The sequence below is a fragment of the Vibrio aquaticus genome (assembly GCF_003970385.1).
GTDB classification, from domain to species: Bacteria; Pseudomonadota; Gammaproteobacteria; order Enterobacterales; family Vibrionaceae; genus Vibrio; species Vibrio aquaticus.
Map to the genome: position 1 here is coordinate 85,240 of NZ_RXZH01000009.1, position 21,726 is coordinate 106,965.

General features: G+C 46.4%; 15 protein-coding genes. 8 read left to right on the plus strand and 7 right to left on the minus strand.

Annotated elements, in window-relative coordinates; translation table 11 throughout:
* Positions 1-101: 101 nt before the first annotated feature.
* Positions 102-1,106, minus strand: a complete 1,005-nt coding sequence (locus tag EJ063_RS16965; RefSeq protein ID WP_126575523.1) for an ornithine carbamoyltransferase — start codon at positions 1,104-1,106, stop codon at positions 102-104.
* A gap of 118 nt (positions 1,107-1,224) precedes the next feature.
* Positions 1,225-2,601, minus strand: coding sequence for a PhoH family protein (locus EJ063_RS16970; protein ID WP_126575524.1), 1,377 nt, complete (start codon positions 2,599-2,601; stop codon positions 1,225-1,227).
* A gap of 474 nt (positions 2,602-3,075) precedes the next feature.
* Between EJ063_RS16970 and rapA the strand changes: the two genes are divergently transcribed.
* From rapA to EJ063_RS16985, 3 genes are all read left to right on the plus strand, one after another.
* Entirely contained in the window at positions 3,076-5,985 is a 2,910-nt protein-coding gene (rapA, locus tag EJ063_RS16975; protein ID WP_126575525.1) for an RNA polymerase-associated protein RapA, read from the plus strand.
* Positions 5,986-6,414: 429 nt separating this feature from the next.
* Positions 6,415-7,152 carry a bifunctional tRNA pseudouridine(32) synthase/23S rRNA pseudouridine(746) synthase RluA gene (rluA, locus tag EJ063_RS16980; protein ID WP_126575526.1) on the plus strand — a complete coding sequence of 246 codons (738 nt, stop codon included), beginning with the start codon at positions 6,415-6,417 and terminating at the stop codon, positions 7,150-7,152.
* Between the two features lie 35 nt (positions 7,153-7,187).
* Positions 7,188-8,150 carry a D-2-hydroxyacid dehydrogenase gene (locus tag EJ063_RS16985; protein WP_126575527.1) on the plus strand — a complete coding sequence of 321 codons (963 nt, stop codon included), beginning with the start codon at positions 7,188-7,190 and terminating at the stop codon, positions 8,148-8,150.
* 28 nt (positions 8,151-8,178) lie between these two features.
* Here EJ063_RS16985 and EJ063_RS16990 read toward each other — a convergent pair whose 3' ends face one another.
* The 4 genes from EJ063_RS16990 to pepA all read right to left on the minus strand — a co-directional run bounded on the left by EJ063_RS16990 (position 8,179) and on the right by pepA (position 14,152).
* Positions 8,179-8,895 carry a substrate-binding periplasmic protein gene (locus EJ063_RS16990; protein ID WP_126575528.1) on the minus strand — a complete coding sequence of 239 codons (717 nt, stop codon included), beginning with the start codon at positions 8,893-8,895 and terminating at the stop codon, positions 8,179-8,181.
* A gap of 119 nt (positions 8,896-9,014) precedes the next feature.
* A complete protein-coding gene (locus tag EJ063_RS16995) occupies positions 9,015-11,888 on the minus strand; it encodes a valine--tRNA ligase (RefSeq protein WP_126575529.1) in 2,874 nt (957 codons plus the stop codon).
* Positions 11,889-12,126: 238 nt separating this feature from the next.
* Positions 12,127-12,576 carry a DNA polymerase III subunit chi gene (locus tag EJ063_RS17000; protein WP_126575530.1) on the minus strand — a complete coding sequence of 150 codons (450 nt, stop codon included), beginning with the start codon at positions 12,574-12,576 and terminating at the stop codon, positions 12,127-12,129.
* A gap of 67 nt (positions 12,577-12,643) precedes the next feature.
* Positions 12,644-14,152 carry a leucyl aminopeptidase gene (pepA, locus tag EJ063_RS17005; protein WP_126575531.1) on the minus strand — a complete coding sequence of 503 codons (1,509 nt, stop codon included), beginning with the start codon at positions 14,150-14,152 and terminating at the stop codon, positions 12,644-12,646.
* Positions 14,153-14,343: 191 nt separating this feature from the next.
* Here pepA and lptF point away from each other — a divergent pair, with 191 nt between their 5' ends.
* Together lptF and lptG are read left to right on the plus strand one after the other, a co-directional pair.
* Entirely contained in the window at positions 14,344-15,450 is a 1,107-nt protein-coding gene (lptF, locus tag EJ063_RS17010) for an LPS export ABC transporter permease LptF (RefSeq protein WP_126575532.1), read from the plus strand.
* 3 nt (positions 15,451-15,453) lie between these two features.
* Positions 15,454-16,524, plus strand: a complete 1,071-nt coding sequence (gene lptG / locus EJ063_RS17015; RefSeq protein WP_126575533.1) for an LPS export ABC transporter permease LptG — start codon at positions 15,454-15,456, stop codon at positions 16,522-16,524.
* 86 nt (positions 16,525-16,610) lie between these two features.
* Here lptG and mutS read toward each other — a convergent pair whose 3' ends face one another.
* Positions 16,611-19,175 (minus strand): DNA mismatch repair protein MutS, encoded by a 2,565-nt coding sequence (mutS, locus tag EJ063_RS17020; RefSeq protein WP_126575541.1) that lies wholly within the window; start codon positions 19,173-19,175, stop codon positions 16,611-16,613.
* A gap of 95 nt (positions 19,176-19,270) precedes the next feature.
* Here mutS and pncC point away from each other — a divergent pair, with 95 nt between their 5' ends.
* The 3 genes from pncC (at position 19,271) to recX (ending at position 21,541) form a co-directional block, all read left to right on the plus strand.
* Positions 19,271-19,762, plus strand: a complete 492-nt coding sequence (gene pncC, locus EJ063_RS17025; protein WP_126575534.1) for a nicotinamide-nucleotide amidase — start codon at positions 19,271-19,273, stop codon at positions 19,760-19,762.
* Between the two features lie 193 nt (positions 19,763-19,955).
* Positions 19,956-20,999, plus strand: a complete 1,044-nt coding sequence (gene recA, locus EJ063_RS17030) for a recombinase RecA (RefSeq protein WP_126575535.1) — start codon at positions 19,956-19,958, stop codon at positions 20,997-20,999.
* Positions 21,000-21,076: 77 nt separating this feature from the next.
* On the plus strand, positions 21,077-21,541 hold the full coding sequence (recX, locus tag EJ063_RS17035; protein ID WP_126575536.1) for a recombination regulator RecX: 465 nt from the start codon (positions 21,077-21,079) through the stop codon (positions 21,539-21,541).
* Positions 21,542-21,726 lie beyond the last annotated feature (185 nt).

The window sequence follows — 21,726 nt, forward strand, 5'->3', positions numbered from 1 at the left end:
TTGTTTTACTACCTCCAGACAAATTGCCGAGCATTATACGCTGAAGATTGGTGAACGCAAGCGATTACATCGAGGCTTTTCGTGTCGACTCAGGTGTAACTTTATTGACCAAGTGTGGCGACCATCACGGCTTTGATGGTGTGCATACGGTTCTCTGCTTCATCAAACACAATCGAGTGTTCTGACTCAAAGACTTCATCTGTCACTTCTAAGCCATTCATGCCGTATTTCTCTGCGACTTGCTTACCTATCGTGGTTTCATCATTGTGGAAAGCCGGTAGGCAATGCATGAATTTCACCTGTGGATTACCTGTTTTGGCAATGACATCCATATTCACTTGGTAAGGTGTCATCATCGCGACACGTTCATCCCATGCTTCTGGTGCTTCACCCATTGAAACCCAAACGTCGGTGTAGAGGTAATCACAACCTTGTACGCCTTCTTCAACGTTCTCCGTGAGGGTTATTTTGGCTCCAGTGCTATTGCCGATTGCTTGGCAGGCGGCAACGAGGTCTTCTTCTGGCCAGTATGCTTTAGGTGCGACTAGGCGAATGTCCATGCCCATTTTCGCTGCGCCCACCAGCAGTGAGTTACCCATGTTATTACGAGCATCACCTAAGTAAGCAAATTTGATTTCGTGCAGTTGCTTGCCACGGCCGTGCTCCAGCATGGTTAGGAAGTCAGCCAAAATCTGAGTCGGGTGGAATTCATCGGTTAGGCCGTTCCAGACAGGAACACCGGCGTAAGCGCCTAGCTCTTCTACGATCTCTTGACCAAAACCACGGTATTCGATGCCATCGTACATGCGGCCAAGAACACGAGCGGTATCTTTCATGGATTCTTTATGACCGATTTGGGAACCAGAAGGGCCGATGTAAGAGACTTGAGCGCCTTGATCAAACGCAGCGACTTCAAAAGCGCAGCGTGTACGAGTAGAGGCTTTTTCAAAGATCAAAGCGATGTTCTTACCAACGAGCTTTTTCTGCTCTGTTCCTGCGTATTTTGCCTTTTTAAGATCGGCAGACAGATCCAATAAAAACTGAATCTCTTTCGGAGTGAAATCGAGTAGCTTAAGAAAGTTTCTATTACGTAGGTTAAAGGCCATACTCCAGTCCTTGAATGTTTATTCGTCTTATGGAGTTAGTTAAACATATCTAAGTGGTGCTTGTGAATAATTATTTTAAATAAATGCCGAGATATGAATTATATCTCGGCATGAGTGACTATAAATTCTCTTCGGCGAATTCAGCAAGGCGACTACGAACCACACCATTTAGGTGAAGGTTAGCGCTGCCTTCGAAGTTTTTGAACCGTTCAACCATGTAGGTTAAACCCGAAGTCACCGGGGTGAGATAGTGGGAGTCGATCTGAGCCAAGTTACCCGAGCAGACGATCTTCGTTCCCTCACCACAACGGGTAATGATGGTTTTGATCTGTGAAGCCGTCAGGTTCTGACACTCATCGAGTAAGACAAACGCATTTTGGATCGAGCGGCCACGCATAAAGTTGATCGATTTGAACTGGATGTTGGCTTTATCACAGATGTATTTGAGTGATCCTTCCGTGCAGTGATCGTTTTTATGCAGTGCTTCTAGTGTGTCGGTGATCGCCGCTAACCAAGGCAGCATTTTCTCTTCTTCGCTGCCGGGTAGGAAACCGATCGACTCACCAATGTCGGGTGTATTTCGAGTCACAATGATCTTGTCGAACATCCCTTTCTCTATGGTTTGTTCCAGAGCTGATGCCATTGCTAACAATGTTTTACCACTACCAGCGGCCCCGGTTAAGATCACCAGATCGATATCTGGGTCGAGTAGGGCATCGAGCGCCATGCCTTGATAGATGTTTTTCGGTGTTATATCCCAAGCTCGGCGATGCATCATTCGCTCTCGGCTGAGATCTTTAATGGTAATTTTATCGGAATCGATCTCTTCGACTCGACCGGCAAAGTCACTCTCTTCATCGATCACATATTGATTGATGTAAGTCGGTTCAAAAGGATCTCTGGCGAGTGTGTGATAGGTGCGACCGGCTAGATTGCGGCTTTCTACTTCATCTATGTTGCTCCAAAAGTCACCTTCAACCTGCTGAAAACCTTTGGTGAGGTATTGGACATCATCGATCAGTTGGTCGCTGCGATAGTCTTCTACGAAACGAACACCAGCACCTTTGGCACGTAGGCGCATGTTGATGTCTTTGGTTACCAGAATGACTTCACGAGGGGCGCGCTTGTTTTGTAGGTAAAGCACGCCATTTAAAATTCGGTTGTCGCCCGCTTTATCGGCGAACGCTTTGACGGTTTCTTGGAGCTCGAAGTCAGCAAGAATCGCAATGCTGCCGGTTGCGTCTTGCTCTTTATGGATAGGGATCCCTTCTGAGATTTCGTCAGGGGTGGCGTCTTTAAACATCGCTTCAAGGGCACGAATGGCAACACGTGCATCTCTGGCGACATCGCGTTTGCTGTCCTTAATACGGTCGAGTTCTTCCAATACGGTCATCGGGATGACGACATCGTGTTCTTTAAATGAATAGATGGCTAGTGGTTCATGAAGAAGAATGTTGGTGTCTAGAACAAAGATTTTCCGGTCTGTGTCACCCATAAGCGTCTCCTTGCCGACATGCGGCTTGCTTACCCCTCATACCTTGGCATGAAGTGGTCTACCTGCGGTTGCTTGCAGAAATGTAGCCCGGTAATCAGAGATCACTGATGGTTTGACTACAGAAACTGCAAACCCGTGTTGATCGTCATCCTTATCGAATGCATCACTTGTGCCAGCCAGAAAGTTGACGCTTACGATGCATTCTCACCTTTAAGTATAAGCATGATTTTTAGCTCGCTTTATTAGAAGTGCCACTGATTTCTTACACTTTGATGTCAAGCTCAAGCTGAGTAAAAAATTGTTGTTTTTTGAGGCCTTTGTACGTGACCAATGTCACAGCTTCAAGTAAGATTAGCGACCTTTTTCTGCGCAATGGCTGACATATTTTTCCTCGTCAGTTGCCTTTCAAGTTGCGTAAGAACAACTAATATTTATAGACCCATTTTCGAATTAAATAGATGAGGTAGTCGATTCATGACATTTGCTTTGGGCCAGCGCTGGATCAGCGATACGGAAAGCGATCTAGGTTTAGGAACCGTTGTAGCATTGGATGCTCGTACTGTGACACTAATGTTTGCAGCTTCTGAAGAAAACCGAGTGTACGCTCGAAATGATGCGCCTGTAACCCGAGTAACCTTTAATGCTGGCGATGTGATCGACAGCCAAGAAGGGTGGTCTCTTAAAGTTGAGCAAGTGGTCGAAGACCAAGGCCTATTTAGCTATGTAGGCGTTCGAGAAGACAGTGGTGAAGAAGGTGTGGTTCTACGTGAAATCATGCTGAGTAACCAAATTCGTTTTAACAAACCGCAAGACAAGTTGTACGCCGGTCAGATTGATCGCATGGACAACTTCGTACTGCGCTACCGCGCTTTGATGAACCAGTATGAGCAGCACAAGAGCCCAATGCGTGGCCTATGTGGTATGCGTGCAGGTCTGATTCCGCATCAGCTTTATATTGCTCATGAAGTGGGTCGCCGTCATGCACCGCGCGTCTTGCTGGCTGATGAAGTTGGTCTAGGTAAAACCATCGAAGCGGGTATGATCATTCACCAACAAGTGTTGGCGGGTCGTGCTGAGCGCATCCTAATCGTGGTGCCTGAAACACTGCAACACCAGTGGCTGGTGGAAATGATGCGTCGTTTCAACCTGCATTTCTCAATCTTTGATGAAGAGCGCTGCATCGAAGCGTTTGCTGACTCAGACAACCCATTTGATACTCAGCAATATGTCCTGTGTTCTCTCGACTTCTTGCGCAAGAGCCGCAAACGTTTTGAACAAGCACTAGAAGGTGAGTGGGACTTATTGGTTGTGGATGAAGCGCACCACCTTGAGTGGAGCCCTGAAAAGCCAAGTCGTGAATACCAAGTCGTTGAAGGTTTAGCTGAACGTACACCTGGCGTTCTACTGCTAACAGCAACGCCAGAACAGCTTGGTCGTGAGAGTCACTTTGCTCGTCTACGCCTGCTCGATTCTGATCGCTTCTTTGATTACGAAGAGTTCGTGAAAGAAGAAGATCAATACGCACCAGTGGCAGATTCGGTAAGTGCGCTGTTCTCAGGTCAAAAGCTTGAAAACGAAGCGAAAAATCAAATTACTGAGCTGCTTTCAGAGCAAGATGTTGAACCGCTGTTCCGCATCATTGAAAGTGACTCAGACGAAGAAGCCAAAGCCGCAGCGCGTCAAGAACTGATTGATAACCTAATGGACCGTCATGGTACTGGACGAGTGCTGTTCCGTAATACACGCGCGGCAATCAAAGGCTTCCCAAAACGTAACGTTCACTTAATGCCGATGCCAATTCCTCAGCAGTACACCACTTCAATGCGAGTGTCTGGCATGATTGGCGGTAAGATGTCACCAGAAGCTCGCGCGGTGAAAAACCTCTACCCAGAAGAGATTTTCCAAGAGTTTGAAGGTGAAGACTCAAGCTGGTGGCAATTTGATAGCCGCGTAAACTGGCTACTTGAGAAAATTACCGATAAGCGCAGTGAAAAGATTTTAGTGATCGCGTCACGCGCAAGTACCGCACTGCAATTAGAGCAAGCGCTGCGTGAACGTGAAGGTATCCGTGCAACGGTCTTCCACGAAGGGATGTCTATCCTCGAGCGTGATAAAGCAGCGGCGTATTTTGCTCAAGAAGAGGGCGGTGCACAGGTTCTTATCTGTAGTGAAATCGGTTCAGAAGGTCGTAACTTCCAGTTCGCTAACCAATTAGTGATGTTCGACTTACCGTTCAACCCAGATCTGCTTGAGCAGCGTATTGGTCGCTTGGATCGTATTGGTCAAAACCGCGATATCGATATTCATGTTCCTTATCTTCAAGGGACATCACAGGCGATTCTAGCGCGTTGGTTCGATGAAGGTCTGAATGCCTTTGCTGAAACGTGTCCGACTGGTCGCACTGTGTATGACAAATACTCAGATCGTCTTATCGAGATGCTGGCATCTGGCGATACCAGTGATTTGGATGAAGTGATTGCTGAATCTGCAGCAATGAACAAAGAGTTGAAAGCGCAGTTAGAACAAGGCCGTGACCGTCTGTTAGAGATGCACTCTAATGGTGGTGATAAAGCGCAAGCGATCGTAGAGAAGATTGCCGCGACTGACGGTGATACGAATCTTGTGACGTTTGCTCTAAGCCTATTTGATACCATTGGTCTCGATCAAGATGACAAAGGTGAAAACGCACTGGTTGTAACACCATCAGAGCACATGCTGGTACCAAGCTACCCAGGTCTACCTTATGAAGGGGCGACGATTACCTTTGATCGTGAAACCGCATTATCTCGCGAAGACATGAACTTCATCAGTTGGGAGCACCCAATGATTCAAGGTGGTATTGATCTTCTGATGAGTGAAGGCGTGGGTGCAACCGCAGTTTCACTACTTAAGAACAAAGCGCTGCCAGTGGGCACCATGTTACTTGAGTTGGTGTACAAGGTAGATGCTCAAGCGCCGAAGCGCAGTGGTATTAGCCGTTTCTTGCCGACAACACCAATTCGTTTGATGATGGATGGTAAGGGCAACGACCTATCTGCTCAGGTTGAATTTGAAAGCTTTAACCGTCAGCTTAGCCCTGTAGGTCGTCACATTGCGACTAAGCTAGTGGCATCGGTTCAAGCGCAAGTTCATCAGATGATTGAAGCGGGTGAGAAGCTGATTGTTGAGAAAGTGGAAGCGATTCGCAATCAAGCTCAACAAGAGATGCAAGCAAGCTTGAATTCAGAGCTAGAGCGTCTTCAGGCTCTGAAAGCAGTGAACCCGAACATTCGTGATGAAGAGATTGAAGCGATTGATGCACAAATTAAAGAGCTCAATGGTTACATCAGCCAAGCTCAGTATCAGTTGGATTCGTTACGTATGATTGTTGTCTCTCACAACTAATTTTCGCTTCACTCGTCATTCCTGAATTGAGGAACGAGATGTCCGGAATCTCTAAAATGGTTAGAGATTCCGGACTACACTCCTTCGTCGCTATCGGGAATGACCTAAATGCGTCATTCCTGAATTGAGGAACGAGATGTCAGGAATCTCTTAAATGGTTGGAGATTCCCGACTACGTTCCTTCGTCACTATCGGGAATGACCTAAATGCGTCATTCCTGAATTGAGGAACGAGATGTCAGGAATCTCTTAAATGGTTGGAGATTCCCGACTACACTCCTTCGTCGCTATCGGGAATGACCTAAATGCGTCATTCCTGAATTGAGGAACGAGATATCAGGAATCTCTTAAATGGTTAGAGATTCCCGACTACGTTCCTTCGTCACTATCGGGAATGACGTTTTTGTATTTATCGGAAAGAGATTCTTTCATGGCAATGACCGAGTACAACCCACCGCGTGAACCTTGGGTTGATATCGTATTTGAAGACGAACACATCTTGGTAGCGAATAAGCCGCCAGGGTTGTTGTCTGTTCCTGGACGATTAGAAGAACACTACGACAGCTTGTGGTCTCGTTTAGTGGAAATGTACCCAGAGATTCAAGTGGTCCATCGCCTTGATATGGATACCTCGGGCTTAATGCTGTTTGCCAAGCATAAAGACGCTGAACGCTCTTTGAAAAAGCAATTTCAGTATCGCTTAACACACAAGGTCTACTATGCACGTGTGTGGGGACACCTTGAGCAGCATGAAGGGGAAGTCGATTTACCTTTAATTTGTGACTGGCCGAATCGACCAAGGCAGAAAGTCTGCTTTGAGGATGGTAAGCCCTCTCAAACTCGTTTTGAAGTGGCTAAGCGTGAAGAGAACACGACCATTGTTAGGTTGCTACCGATTACAGGTCGCTCACATCAGCTGCGTGTTCACATGCAGTCATTAGGGCACCCAATTGTCGGTGATGAGTTTTACTCTGAAGGTGAAGCATTTACGTGCTCTGATAGGTTAGGCCTGCATGCAGCTGAGCTGAGTTTTTATCACCCTCACACCCATCAGCTTGAAAGTATTTTTGTTCCGTGTGACTTCTATCTTGAAGCAGAGAGTGCGATCTTTAACTATTTCGATCCTGTGCGAGAATTACCGGACTATAAAACGCTGCCTCGGCCCTAACTCTCTCATAATTATTGGCAGCACTAGGAGATCTTATGTCGCTGCCTACTGTTGTTTTTCTCGATCGAGCCACGATCCCTGCTCATATTGAATTGCCTCACCTACCATTCGATCATCAATGGATCGAATATGATTTGACCTCACCAGATCAACGCTTAGAGCGCTTACAAGATGCGCAGATCGTTATTACCAATAAAGTCATTTTAGATTGCAGTCTGTTACGTCAGCTGCCGAACTTAAAAATGATCGCCATAGCAGCAACGGGCTTTAATAATGTTGATATTGAGTGCTGTCAGGAGCTGGGGATTGCGGTCGCCAATGTTCAAGGTTATGCCACTCAGTCTGTCCCGGAGCATGTCATTGCAATGATGTTTGCACTCAAGCGTAACCTCAAAGGCTATCATAACGATATTGCATTGGGGGAGTGGCAACGCAATAAGCAGTTCTGTTTCTTTACTTATCCAATTAGCGATACGGCAGGTTCAACATTAGGTGTGATTGGTAGTGGTGTGTTGGGTCAAGCAACGGCAACCTTGGCCAAGGCCATTGGGATGAATGTGTTGTTTGCTGAGCGGAAAGGAGCGACAACATGCCGTGACGGTTATGTACCTTTTGAGCATTTATTGGCGGTTTCTGATGTGATCACACTGCATTGCCCCCTCAATGAGCAAACCCAGAACTGCATTGGTGCGTCAGAGCTAGCCTCAATGAAATCCAGCGCCATTCTCATCAATACTGGGCGAGGTGGTTTAGTCGATGAACAGGCGTTGGTTGACGCTCTCAAGCGCGGTGGAATAGCAGGGGCGGGTTGTGATGTCTTTACCCAAGAGCCTGCCGATGACAGTAACCCTTTACTCGCAAACCATACTCTTCCAAACCTACTGCTAACCCCGCATGTTGCTTGGGGCAGTGATTCTTCGATTCAAAATCTGGCCAAAATATTAATGGATAATATCTCAGCCTTTGTGGCTGGAGAAACGCAGAATCGAATTGTGTAATACGAGAAAAAGTGAACGGTTGAGTCAGTTACTGAGCATTCTCCATCAACATCAGACCTTGATTGAAGATGGCGAGCAATTCCGCTCCCTTTGGGTGAGATTTGGAGAACATCAGATAGCTATTGTTACTCAAAAATGGTTTTGAGTGATAGGTGATCAAATCCTGCATATCAGTAGGAAGACGGCTTAAGGTAAACATACCAATATGCTTCTCTTCAGGGACAAGGGTAACGCGGCGATATTTCAGTAACTGAAAGGCTTTGGTCGGATCTTCAACGCGTGTAATGCGTACTTTTTGGTTTTCGATCAATTGGTCGAGCCCTTTGCCGTAGCTGTAGCCAAGCCCACCACCTAAGTGTTGCCCCTCAACATCAGACAAGCTTTGCCAACGAAATGGTGTCTCTTTGAGGTGGAAAAAGACAAACTGCTCTTGAGCCACGGGTGAGCTGAAATAGAAATGTTCGGTGCGTTCTTCGGCATACATCCATACTGCAGTTGCCACATATTCTCCCTCACTCGCTTTCTTGTACGCGCGTTTCCAAGGTAAAAAATGGAACTCAACTCGATAGCCCTGACTGGCGAACACGCGTTGCACTTTATCGCCAACATAGCCAAAGTTCTCGAGTTTCTCGCCAATAAAGGGTGGCCATTCTCCGGCGACAATTTTGATGACTTTACTCTCTTCATCAGCACTGCTGGACAATGGAGAGAGTAACAAAGCAAACAATAGAAGAGTGCGTATCATAGGAGGCTCTTTTCGCTGTATCTCTTATTAAAACTAGCCTAAAAGTAGTAACGAAAAAATATTGGGTATAAAAAAAGCTGGTCAGTGACCAGCTTTTTTGTTGTTACTTGAGGCGAAGATTACAGTGCAGCGATAGTTGCTTTCTGCTCTTCAAGCTTCGCTAGTGTCTCTTGGTAGCCAACTAGTTTCTCACGTTCTTTGGCGATAACCGCTTCAGGTGCTTTAGCAACAAAACCTTCGTTACCTAGCTTACCTTCGATACGCTTGATTTCACCGTGCGTCTTTTGCACTTCTTTATCAAGGCGAGCAAGCTCTGCATCTTTGTCGATAAGACCTGCCATTGGGATCATCAGTTCAGATTGACCCACTAGCTTAGTCGCACATGCAGGAGTCTCAGCGTCGCCTGCAAGAACAGTTAGGCTATCTAGCTTAGCAAGAGAGTTCAGAACTACCTTGTTCGCTTCGATACGCGCTGCGTCTTTCTCATTAGCAACTTTGATCATTACTTCTAGACCTTTGCTAGGTGCAATGTCGTACTCTGCACGTAGGTTACGGATAGCTGTAATGAAAGTCTTAACCCACTCAATGTCTTCTACGATCTCAGCGTTGAAGTTCTCTTCGTTAAACTGAGGAAGTGCTTGAGTCATGATAGTTTCACCTTCAACACCATCTACTAGTGGCTTCACGCTCTGCCAGATAGATTCAGTGATGTAAGGTAGAACTGGGTGAGCAAGACGTAGCGTCTTCTCTAAAACAGTGATCAGCATGTAACGAGTTGCTTGCTGCTGAGCTTCTGTGCCTTTCCATAGAACTGGCTTAGTTAGCTCTAGATACCAGTCACAGAATTGGTTCCAGATGAATTCGTAAAGCGTGTTTGCTGCCATGTCTAGACGGTAGTTGTCTAGGTGAGCATTAAACTCTTTCGCTGCTAGCTCAAACTGAGATTCAATCCACTTATCCGCTAGAGAGAATTCCATGTTTGCACGGTCTTCAGCTGATAGTGACATGCCACAATCGTGCTCTTCTGTGTTCATTAGTACGTAACGGCTTGCGTTCCATAGCTTGTTACAGAAGTTACGGTAACCTTCAAGACGCTTCATATCCCAGTTGATGTCACGGCCAGTAGAAGCCATAGCAGCAAGAGTGAAACGCAGTGCATCAGTACCGTATGGTTCGATACCGTTTTCGAAAGTCTTACGAGTGTTCTTCTCGATCTTCTTCGCTAATTGAGGCTGCATCATGTTGCCACAACGCTTCTCTACTAGAGACTCAAGGTCGATACCATCGATCATGTCGATAGGGTCAAGTACGTTACCTTTCGACTTAGACATCTTGTCGCCGTTTTCGTCACGGATTAGGCCCGTTACGTAAACTGTCTTAAATGGTACTTGTGCTTTACCATTTTCATCTTTGTTGAAGTGCATGGTCATCATGATCATACGCGCAACCCAGAAGAAGATGATGTCGAAACCCGTTACTAGTACGTCTGAAGGGTGGAATGTTTTCAGATCTTCAGTTTGCTCTGGCCAGCCTTGAGTACCGAACGTCCATAGTGCAGAAGAGAACCATGTATCTAGAACGTCATCGTCTTGGCGAAGAACAACGACTGGTGCAAGGTTGTTGTTGGCACGTACTTCTTCTTCAGTACGACCTACATATACGTTGCCGTCGTTGTCGTACCATGCCGGGATGCGGTGACCCCACCAAAGTTGACGAGAGATACACCAGTCTTGAATGTCACGCATCCAAGAGAAGTACATGTTTTCGTACTGTTTAGGAACGAATTGGATGTCACCATCTTCAACCGCTTTAACAGCAGGCTCAGCAAGAGGTGCAGCACGTACGTACCATTGGTCAGTCAGCATTGGTTCGATAACTACGCCACCACGGTCGCCGTAAGGTACGGTTAGGTCGTGATCTTTGATCTCGTCTAGAAGCCCAAGCTCTTCGAATTCAGCAACGATCGCTTTACGAGCCGCGAAACGCTCCATGCCGTGGTATTTAGCAGGAAGTTCTGTAGAGTAAACATCGCTAGCTTCACCGTTAGTCGTGAAGATTTCAGCCGCATCACGGATGTCTGCGTTGAAGGTTAGGATGTTGATCATTGGTAGGTTGTTGCGCTTACCAACTTCGTAGTCATTGAAATCGTGCGCAGGCGTGATCTTCACACAACCTGTACCTTTTTCCATATCTGCGTGCTCATCACCTACGATAGGGATCAGACGGTTAACGATAGGAAGTAGGATTTCTTTACCGATAAGATCTTTGTAACGTGGATCTTCTGGGTTTACAGCAACACCAGTATCACCGAGCATTGTCTCAGGACGAGTGGTCGCAACAACAATGTAGTCTTTACCTTCAGCCGTTTTCACGCCATTTGCTAGCGGGTAGCGGAAGTGCCACATGTGGCCTTTTTTGTCTTTGTTTTCAACTTCAAGATCAGAAATTGCAGTGTGCAGTTTTGGATCCCAGTTTACTAGACGTTTACCACGGTAGATGAGGTCATCTTCGTATAGGCGAACAAACACTTCTTGAACAGCGTTAGATAGGCCATCATCCATAGTGAAACGCTCGCGGTCCCAGTCTACAGATGCACCAAGGCGACGAAGCTGCTTAGTGATGGTGCCACCAGATTCGTTCTTCCATTCCCAGATTTTGTCGATGAAAGCATCACGACCGTAGTCATGTTTAGTTTTGCCTTCTTCTGCAGCGATCTTACGCTCAACAACCATTTGAGTTGCGATACCAGCGTGGTCTGTACCTACTTGCCAAAGGGTGTTTTTACCCTTCATACGTTCAGCACGGATTAGAGTATCCATGATCGTATCTTGGAACGCGTGGCCCATGTGCAGGCTACCAGTGACGTTCGGTGGCGGGATCATGATGCTGTAAGCTTCTTTCGTCGTGTCACCGTGTGGCTTGAAGTAGCCTTTCTCTTCCCAAGCTTGGTATAAAGCTTGTTCGATTGAAGTTGGGTTATATGTCTTTTCCATAGTCGCCTTTTTTCTCGTCATATTTGGACTGATAGCTGCGTTACCTGCACTCGCAAACCCTAATCAAATACTTAATGTATATTCATAGGGATTTACTCATTGGTTGCCTTGCTCTAAGCCCAACTATTTAGAGAAAATCTTATCTGGTTGATGGTAAATCTGAGTCAATCTTTATAAGTGAACTCTCTAAATGGAGAGCTTAACTATAAGGATTGACCGGTTGCATATTTTGTTGCTGTTAGCTGTGTACGATCTCGATCGTTTGTAGCTGATAGCCCGCTTGGCGGTAGATTTTATATCTTTCTCGCGCCAGTTGCTTGGCTTTTTCTTCGCAAGGGACGAAGTCTACCACCTCAGCAAACTTGTTCGCAAAGGTTGTATCATTTTCCGCCAAATTTATTACTAATTGTCTATTCCAAGAAGGCCTCACGCCTTGGTAACCGATTTCAATGTTGGTTGCATACTTGGGGCCTTCACCGACTAAGTTGTGCGCGACAAACTCTTTGGCATCGATTTGCCAGAACTGCTCTGCGATTTGCTCGGCTTGAGTTTTGTCATGGCAGTTAAGGTAAACCTTAGCGCCTTGTGATGAAAAGTGCTTGGCTAGAAACATCACATACGCACCAAACCCTTCAGCGTCTGCTTGCTTGGAGTCAGGTTGGATAATGTAAAACGTTGCGTTAGCCATACGGTGTCAGTCCACTCTACGTGAGATACAAAAAAGGGCCTTGCGGCCCTTTTTAACATTGTGAGGATTATTCCTCTGCGTCTTGGCCACTGCGGTTAAGCAAGAATTGGACAAGCATTGAGACTGGACGGCCTGTAGAGCCTTTTGCTGCGCCTGACTTCCAAGCAGTACCTGCGATGTCAACGTGCGCCCAGTGGTATTTCTTCGCGAACTTAGATAGGAAACAACCCGCAGTGATAGTACCGCCAGGGCGGCCGCCGATGTTTGCCATATCAGCAAACGGGCTCTTCAGCTGCTCGTGGTACTCGTCTGCCATTGGTAGACGCCATGCACGGTCGCTTGCTTGCTCAGATGCATTCACTAGCTCGTGAGACAGCGGGTTATGGTTTGAGATAACGCCGCTGATGTGGTGACCTAGTGCGATAACACATGCCCCTGTTAGCGTTGCAACATCAACCACACACTCTGGCTCAAAACGCTCAACGTAAGTCAGCGCATCACAAAGAACTAGGCGGCCTTCAGCATCCGTGTTTAGCACTTCAACCGTTTGACCTGACATAGTCGTTAGAATGTCACCAGGACGGTAAGCATTGCTACCCGGCATGTTTTCACAACCGGCAAGAACCGCAACAACGTTGATTGGTAGGTTTAACTTAGCCAGCGCTTTCATCGTACCGAATACTGATGCAGCACCACACATGTCGTACTTCATCTCATCCATGCCTTCGCCTGGCTTAAGTGAAATACCGCCTGAATCGAAGGTTAGACCTTTACCAACAAGAACGATTGGTTTCGCATCAGAATCTGGGTTGCCCTTGTATTCCATGATAGACATCATAGATTCATTCTTAGAGCCGCGACCTACTGCTAGGTATGAAGTCATACCCAGTTTTTCCATCTCTTGCTCACCAATGATCTTAGTCGTTACTGTCTCGTAGTCATCCGCTAGGCGACGTGCTTGAGAAGCTAGGTAAGCAGGGTTAGCGATGTTTGGCGGCATGTTGCCAAGGTCTTTCGATGCTTTCACACCAGACGCGATTGCGAGACCGTGTGCGATCGCTTTCTCGCCAAGGTTTAGTTCACGACGCGTTGGTACGTTGAATACTAGTTTACGTAGTGGGCGACGCGTTTCTGGTTTTTGGCTCTTGAATTGATCAAAAGTGTAAAGACCATCTTTAGTCGCTTCAACTGCCTGACGTACTTTCCAGTAGGTGTCACGGCCTTTAACGTGCAGTTCAGTTAGGAAACATACTGCTTCCATAGAACCTGTTTCGTTAAGCGTATTAATGGTCTTTTGAATAATCTCTTTGTACTGGCGCTCGCCAAGTTCACGTTCTTTACCACAACCGACGAGTAGAACGCGCTCTGATAGCACTCCTGGTACTTGATGAAGCAGTAGCATCTGCCCCGGTTTACCTTCCAGATCACCGCGACGCAGCAGTGAGCTGATATAGCCATCACTGATTTTATCTAGCTGCTCGGCAACTGGAGAAAGGCGACGTGGCTCGAACACGCCTACAACGATACATGCGCTGCGCTGTTTCTCTGGACTGCCACTTTTTACACTGAACTCCATGCGTACTCCTACATCCTGAAGACAAATAGAACTAAATGTTAGATAATGTCATCTTACTTGTTGATTCCTTACTCGGAACTATCTTTAAATAAGCGTACTAACAGTTAGCCAAAAAATTTAAAAATAAAAGGTTCAACGGGAAATTATAGTGATTCAATTAAAAAAACAAGTTTTGTATAGGTAATTTCAGCGTGATTATTGTTAGATATTTGATCCGCGAGACACTGAAGAGTCAATTAGCGATATTTTTTATCCTATTTTTAGTGTTCCTCAGCCAAAAATTGATCAAAGTACTGGCTGATGCCTCAGATGGTGATATCCCGGCAAGTTTGGTCATGCACTACGTTGCGTTAAGCATGCCATCGATGGGGCTTTTGATGCTGCCCTTAAGTTTATTCTTAGGTATTTTGCTGACGTTTGGGCGCTTGTACGCGGAAAGTGAAATTACCGTGATGAATGCCACAGGCATCGGGAACAAGTTCCTGATTCGTGCGGCATTGTACCTAGCGGTTATCACTGGTTTAATTGCCGGCTTTAACTCATTCTATTTTGCGCCATATAGCCAAGATAAATTGGTGCAATTGCAAGAAGAAGTTGAGGCAGAGAATACCGTAGACCTGCTTAAGAAGGGGCACTTCCAAGGTACGCCAGACGGTTCTTCGGTTGTTTTTATCGATGATATTGATGGAAAACAGCTCCAGCATGTCTTTGTTGCTCAGATGCGTCCGCGTGATTCTATCTTACCGAGTGTCTCTTTCTCTCAATCAGGGGAAGTCAAAGAACTCAGCGATGGCCGTCAGGTGATTCGTATGTACGATGGTACGCGTTATGAAGGCGTGCCGACTCGTGTTGATTATATGGTCACGGAATTTGACCAGTATGAAGGTCTGATTGGTCAGCGTGATGTGAAACGTAAAGGGCGTGATTGGGAAGCGATTCCTACTCTTGACCTTGTGAGCAATCCTGACCCACGTGCTCAGGCAGAGTTACAGTGGCGTATCTCATTAGTGGTCTGTATCCCACTGTTAACCATGCTGGTTGTGCCACTGTCGGCGGTAAACCCTCGCCAAGGTCGTTTTGCTAAGATGGGACCAGCGATTTTGATTTACTTAGCTTACTTCTTATCAATCAGTGCAACCAAGTCTGCACTGGAAGACGGCACTATTCCTACCATTGTGGGTATGTGGCCAATCAATGCAGCATTGTTGTTAACCGCTATCGGTATTAACTCGATGGACAGCATTGCTGTTCGCCGCTTTAAAGACAAACTCAGACAAAGAAAGAATAAGGTAGCGTAAGTCGTGTTTAAAATTCTCGATCTTTATATCGGCAAGACCATTATTGCCACGACCTCTTTGGTTTTGGCTACCTTTGTCGGCCTGTCTGCGATCATCAAATACGTTGAGCAGCTACGTAAAGTGGGCCAAGGCACTTATGATTTGCTGCAAGCGCTGCTTTACGTACTGCTGAGTATTCCGCGTGATATCGAAATGTTCTTCCCAATGGCGGCTCTGCTAGGCGCTCTGATTGGTTTAGGCATGTTGGCCTCTAGCTCTGAGCTGGTGGTTATGCAGGCGGCAGGTTTCTCTAAGCTTGATATCGGCCTCTCGGTACTGAAAACGGCAGTTCCTCTGATGATAATGGTGACGTTACTGGGTCAGTGGGGTGCACCGCAAGCGCAAAAGGCAGCTCGTGACCTAAGAGCGATGTCGACGTCAGGTGGCGCGCTGTTATCTGTTAGGACAGGTGTTTGGGCGCGCGATGCCAATGACTTTATCTTTATCGGGAAAGTCGAAGACGACACCATCTACGGCATGAACATGTGGCGCTTTGATGAGAACAAGCGCCTAGAAAGTGTGGTTCATGCCAAGCAAGTGGATTACGTATCAGATAACACTTGGACAATGAAAGATGTGCAGGTGACGGAAATGGTCGACGAAGTTGAAATTTCTAAGCAGAGCTTGCCAGAATACAGTTGGACGACTTCGTTAGCTCCAGACAAACTGGCGGTGGTAACGGTGAAACCAGAAGAGTTGTCATTAGGTGGCTTGTATGATTACGTCACTTACCTAAAAGCCTCTGAGCAAGACCCTTCTCGTTATGAATTGGCGTTTTGGCGTAAAGTGACTCAGCCATTCTCGATTGCGGTAATGATGCTGATGGCGTTGTCGTTCATCTTTGGTCCACTGCGTAGTGTTACCATGGGGGCGCGTATTCTTTCTGGTGTGATAGCGGGCTTTACCTTCTATATCTCCAGTGAGTTCTTCGGCCCGCTCAGTTTGGTATACAACATTCCACCTGTGTTTGGTGCGGTGATGCCAAGCCTTGTGTTCTTAACCATTGCCTTGATGTTGTTAAGACGAAAACTGTAGCAATAGAACCAATAGAAAACGGCAGCCTAACTAGGCTGCCGTTTTTGCTTGGATTTTTGGTTGCTTTCTTTCTTGTTTCTGGGCGATTAAAGCAGTTTCTTTAAACGATACAACTCTTCCAGTGCCTGACGCGGTGTTAGGTCATCTGGGTCGATATTGGACAATGCTTCTTCCACTTCACTTGGTTCAGGAATCAAACTTAATTGGTTGGCAATATCGACTGCACTGCTTGGTGTAGGCGAGGTTTCACTTTGTCCGATTTGCTCAAGCTGAGTCAACTTAGCGCGTGCATTCTTAATCACGCTCTTTGGCACACCCGCTAAACCAGCTACCGCTAAACCGTAAGATTTGCTCGCTGCACCCTCTTGAACGGCATGCATAAAGGCAATGCTGTCGCCATGTTCAACCGCATCTAGGTGAACATTCGCTAATGCAGGGAGTTGGTTTGGCAGCTCCGTCAGCTCAAAGTAGTGCGTGGCGAATAACGTCATCGAACCCAATTCTTTCGCCAGCCATTCAGCACTTGCCCAAGCCAGAGATAGGCCATCATAAGTGCTGGTGCCGCGGCCAATCTCATCCATCAACACTAAGCTGTTTGGCGTTGCGTTGTGCAGAATATTAGCCGTCTCCGTCATCTCGACCATAAAGGTTGAACGACCTGACGCTAAGTCATCAGATGCACCAATACGAGTAAAGATGCGGTCCACCGAGCCAATTTGCGCTGATTCTGCAGGTACGTATGAACCAATATGAGCCATCAAGGCAATCAACGCTGTTTGGCGCATGTAAGTCGACTTACCACCCATGTTCGGGCCGGTAATGATCAGCATCTTACGTTGAGAGTGCAACTCGATAGGGTTGGCAATAAATGGTTCATCCATCACTTGCTCAACTACCGGGTGTCGACCACCTTGAATGTGAATACCGGCTTCCTTAGTTAAAGTCGGGCGACAGTAATCTAAACTTTCAGCGCGCTCTGCTAAGTTTTGCAGCACATCGATCTGTGACACCGATGAAGCTAAGTTTTGCAGTTGCTCCAGATGCGGCATAAGCAAGTCGAATAGCTCTTCCCAAAGCTGTTTCTCAAGGGCGAGTGCTTTGGATTTAGAGTTGAGTACATTATCTTCGTGCTCTTTTAGCTCAGGAATGATGTAGCGCTCAGCGTTCTTTAGCGTCTGGCGGCGCACATAGTGTGGCGGTACTAAGTGGCTCTGACCACGGCTAACTTGAATAAAGAAACCGTGAACATTGTTGTAGCCAACTTTGAGTGAATCGATGCCGTGACGTTCACGTTCATCTTGTTCCATTTTCTCAAGATATTCGGTTGCACCGTCTGCCAGCTTACGCCACTCATCTAGTTCAGCGTTATAACCTTCGGCAATGACGCCACCGTCACGAATAACCACTGGTGGGTTTTCTTTAATTGCGCGTTCTAATAACTCACACACCTCATCCATAGGCGCGGCATATTGAGCCAGTTTTGCTAGATAAGGGTGAGTCAATGAACTCATTAACTCAGAGAGTTCTGGTAATTGCTGCATTGCGTAACGAAGACGAGCCATATCTCTTGGGCGAGCACTGCGCAAAGCAAGACGCGCTAGAATACGCTCGATATCGCCCACTTGTTTGAGTACCGGATGAAGATCGCCAAACAAAGCCTCATCTTTTAGCTCTGAAATGGCGTCCAAACGGTGGTTCAATGTATCAATGTCTCGCATTGGTTGATGTAACCAACGCTTCAGCATACGGCTGCCCATCGCAGTGGCGGTGTGGTCCATGACTTCAGCTAAGGTATTGTCATTACCGCCAGCTAAGTTCTGAGTAATCTCGAGGTTACGTCGAGTCGCGGCATCTAAAATCACCGAGTGATCTTGGCGATCAAACGTCAACGAACGAATATGGGGTAGGGCCGTACGTTGTGTATCTTTTACATACTGGATCAAACAGCCTGCCGCACATAAGCCCAATTTGGCTTGCTCTACGCCAAAGCCAACTAAATCTTTTGTACCAAATTGTTGGTTGAGCTGCTGCTTAGCGGTATCGAGTTCAAACTCCCAAGCAGGGCGACGACGATTACCGTTGCGAGCAGACATTAACTGGACGGGTTCAAAATCTTCAGGGAATAGCAGTTCGCGAGGAGAGGTTCGTTGCAGCTCTGCCGCCATCGCTTCTTCTGTCTCAGGTTCCATTAACTGGAAACGACCGGAAGTGATATCAAGCGTAGCGTAGCCAAACTTACCATTATGGTAATAGATCGCCGCAATGAGGTTATCAATACGCTCTGAGAGTAAAGCTTCATCAGTAACCGTACCTGGCGTCACGATACGAACTACCGCGCGTTCTACCGGTCCTTTACTTGTCGCAGGATCGCCAATTTGCTCACAGATAGCGACTGATTCCCCCAACTGAACCAACTTCGCTAAGTAGCCTTCAACCGCGTGGTACGGCACACCAGCCATAGGGATAGGTTCACCGCCCGATGAGCCGCGTTTGGTTAAAGAGATATCCAGAAGCTGCGATGCGCGTTTGGCATCATCATAGAAAAGCTCATAAAAATCGCCCATCCGATAGAACAGCAGAATATCTGGGTTCTCAGCTTTGAGCTTGAGGTACTGTTGCATCATTGGCGTGTGTTTTTGATCGGCTTTCACGGCTGGCATCGGTCTAATTGCTTTCGTTAATTTCTATTGCGGCTTAGGATACGTGAATCACCTTTGGCCGAAAAGTCACAATGAGGTTTTTAGACATGGAATCACAACAATTATTGTCCCTAAAGCTAGGTGAGGCATTAATAAAGAATAAATTAGTTATGACTACTGCTGAATCGTGCACAGGCGGCGGCGTTTCTACTGCGATTACCGACATAGCGGGTAGCTCAGCTTGGTTTGATCGTGCATTTGTTACTTACAGCAATGAAGCCAAGATGGAAATGCTGGGAGTGAGAGAACAAACGCTTGAGAAGCATGGTGCGGTGAGCGAAGAAACCGTGGTTGAAATGGTGCAAGGCGCACTATCTAATTCATTGGCATCCGTGGGTGTCTCAATCAGTGGGATAGCAGGCCCTGGTGGGGCAACGGAGTCAAAACCAGTTGGCACAGTTTGCTTTGCTTGGGCAGACGAAAAAGGTTGGCAAAAAGTCGCGACCCATTGCTTTTCTGGTGACAGAGCAGCAGTACGCCAGCAAGCGGTAGAGTGTGCAATGCGAACCCTGTATGAAGAACTGTCTAAACGTGCCTGAAAAGGGACAGTCAAAATATAATTAAATAAAAATCAGATAGATATCATGAAAAGTTAAAAAAAATCCATACAGGTATAGACACTGTATGAATCAACAGTATAATGACTTTCATTGATTGTTCAGGATATAAGACTGAACGGAAGAGTTTAGATTTGAGAATCATCAGCATACGATGAATCATTTGGAGAAAGTGATGGACGAGAACAAACAGAAAGCGCTCGCCGCTGCGCTAGGTCAGATTGAAAAGCAATTCGGTAAAGGTTCAATCATGCGCCTTGGTGACAACCGCGCAATGGATGTAGAAACAATCTCTACAGGTTCACTTTCTCTGGATATCGCCCTAGGTGCTGGTGGCCTGCCAATGGGTCGTATCGTAGAAATCTACGGTCCAGAATCTTCAGGTAAAACAACCCTAACTCTTGAGTGTATTGCTGCAGCGCAAAAGCAAGGTAAAACATGTGCGTTTATCGATGCTGAGCACGCACTTGATCCAGTTTACGCGAAGAAACTTGGCGTAGATATCGATGCACTACTTGTTTCTCAGCCTGATACAGGTGAACAAGCTCTAGAAATCTGTGATGCACTAGCGCGCTCAGGTGCTATCGATGTCATGGTTGTTGACTCGGTTGCGGCTCTAACACCTAAAGCTGAAATTGAAGGCGAGATGGGCGATAGCCACATGGGTCTTCAGGCTCGTATGCTTTCTCAAGCAATGCGTAAGCTAACAGGTAACCTAAAGCAATCTAACTGTATGTGTATCTTCATCAACCAAATCCGTATGAAGATCGGTGTGATGTTTGGCAACCCTGAAACAACAACAGGCGGTAACGCACTTAAGTTCTACGCTTCTGTTCGTCTTGATATTCGTCGTACCGGTTCGATCAAAGACGGTGACGAAGTTGTTGGTAACGAAACTCGTATCAAGGTTGTGAAGAACAAGATTGCTGCACCATTTAAGCAAGCAGAAACACAAATTCTTTACGGCGCAGGCTTTAACCGTGAAGGTGAGCTTATCGACCTAGGCGTTAAGCACAAGCTCGTTGAAAAAGCGGGTGCTTGGTACAGCTACAACGGTGACAAGATCGGTCAAGGTAAAGCGAATGCAGGTAAGTTCCTACGCGAAAACCCGCAAGCTGCACAAGCTATCGATGCTAAGTTACGTGAAATGCTACTTTCACCAGCTGAAGCTCAGCCAGATGATGCTGAACTTGGCGAAATGCCAGAACAAGAGCTATAAGCGAGCTCTCTACTGATTATTAAAGCCCTGCCTATGCGGGGCTTTGTTGTATCTAGATTTTGAAAAATTAATTGTCCATGTTTCAAAGAAAACCACCAACCTTATCTAGCAAAGAAGCAGCCATTCAATTACTGAGTCGTCGTGACCATGGTGAGTATGAGATGTATCAGAAGCTCAGTCTAAAAGGTTACGAAGATGAATCAATCCAAGAGGCGATTAACTTTTGCTTAGAACATAATTACTTAGATGATCTTCGTTACGCTAAGAGCCAAGTGAGACAGCACGTCTATAAAGGACACGGTGAACGCCGTATTCGCCAAGAACTCAACCAAAAGCGAGTGGCTGACTTTGTCATCGAAAAAGCGATGGAAGAGGAACCTCAAGATTGGTTTGAACTTGCAAAAAGCGCTGCTGAAAAGAAATTCAAAGGTGTCAAAGCAATAGATCAGAAAGAATACGCGAAGCAGGTACGATTTCTTCAGTACCGTGGTTATAGCTTTGAGCAAATTAGCTATGCACTTGAAGAGAAAGGAAGTGATTAATTAAACACGCATAAATTCTTGGCTAACCTGAGCCACGTTAGTTATGGGATGAATCTCTTAGCAGGACTGATTAGGTATGTTTTTCAAGCAAAGAAGCGAGTATTAAAGTTATTCATCGTGCAAAGACATTCCTTATATGGATTTGAAGTTAGCTCTACTTGTTGGAAATTGTTTTTCTTTGATGT

Excerpts from the sequence above, each read along its gene's own strand:
- EJ063_RS16965 (WP_126575523.1), bottom strand. The coding sequence starts at position 1,106 with ATGGCCTTTAACCTACGTAATAGAAACTTTCTTAAGCTACTCGATTTC.
- EJ063_RS16970 (WP_126575524.1), bottom strand. The coding sequence starts at position 2,601 with ATGGGTGACACAGACCGGAAAATCTTTGTTCTAGACACCAACATTCTT.
- rapA (WP_126575525.1), top strand. The coding sequence starts at position 3,076 with ATGACATTTGCTTTGGGCCAGCGCTGGATCAGCGATACGGAAAGCGAT.
- rluA (WP_126575526.1), top strand. The coding sequence starts at position 6,415 with ATGGCAATGACCGAGTACAACCCACCGCGTGAACCTTGGGTTGATATC.
- EJ063_RS16985 (WP_126575527.1), top strand. The coding sequence starts at position 7,188 with ATGTCGCTGCCTACTGTTGTTTTTCTCGATCGAGCCACGATCCCTGCT.
- EJ063_RS16990 (WP_126575528.1), bottom strand. The coding sequence starts at position 8,895 with ATGATACGCACTCTTCTATTGTTTGCTTTGTTACTCTCTCCATTGTCC.
- EJ063_RS16995 (WP_126575529.1), bottom strand. The coding sequence starts at position 11,888 with ATGGAAAAGACATATAACCCAACTTCAATCGAACAAGCTTTATACCAA.
- EJ063_RS17000 (WP_126575530.1), bottom strand. The coding sequence starts at position 12,576 with ATGGCTAACGCAACGTTTTACATTATCCAACCTGACTCCAAGCAAGCA.
- pepA (WP_126575531.1), bottom strand. The coding sequence starts at position 14,152 with ATGGAGTTCAGTGTAAAAAGTGGCAGTCCAGAGAAACAGCGCAGCGCA.
- pncC (WP_126575534.1), top strand. The coding sequence starts at position 19,271 with ATGGAATCACAACAATTATTGTCCCTAAAGCTAGGTGAGGCATTAATA.
- recA (WP_126575535.1), top strand. The coding sequence starts at position 19,956 with ATGGACGAGAACAAACAGAAAGCGCTCGCCGCTGCGCTAGGTCAGATT.
- recX (WP_126575536.1), top strand. The coding sequence starts at position 21,077 with ATGTTTCAAAGAAAACCACCAACCTTATCTAGCAAAGAAGCAGCCATT.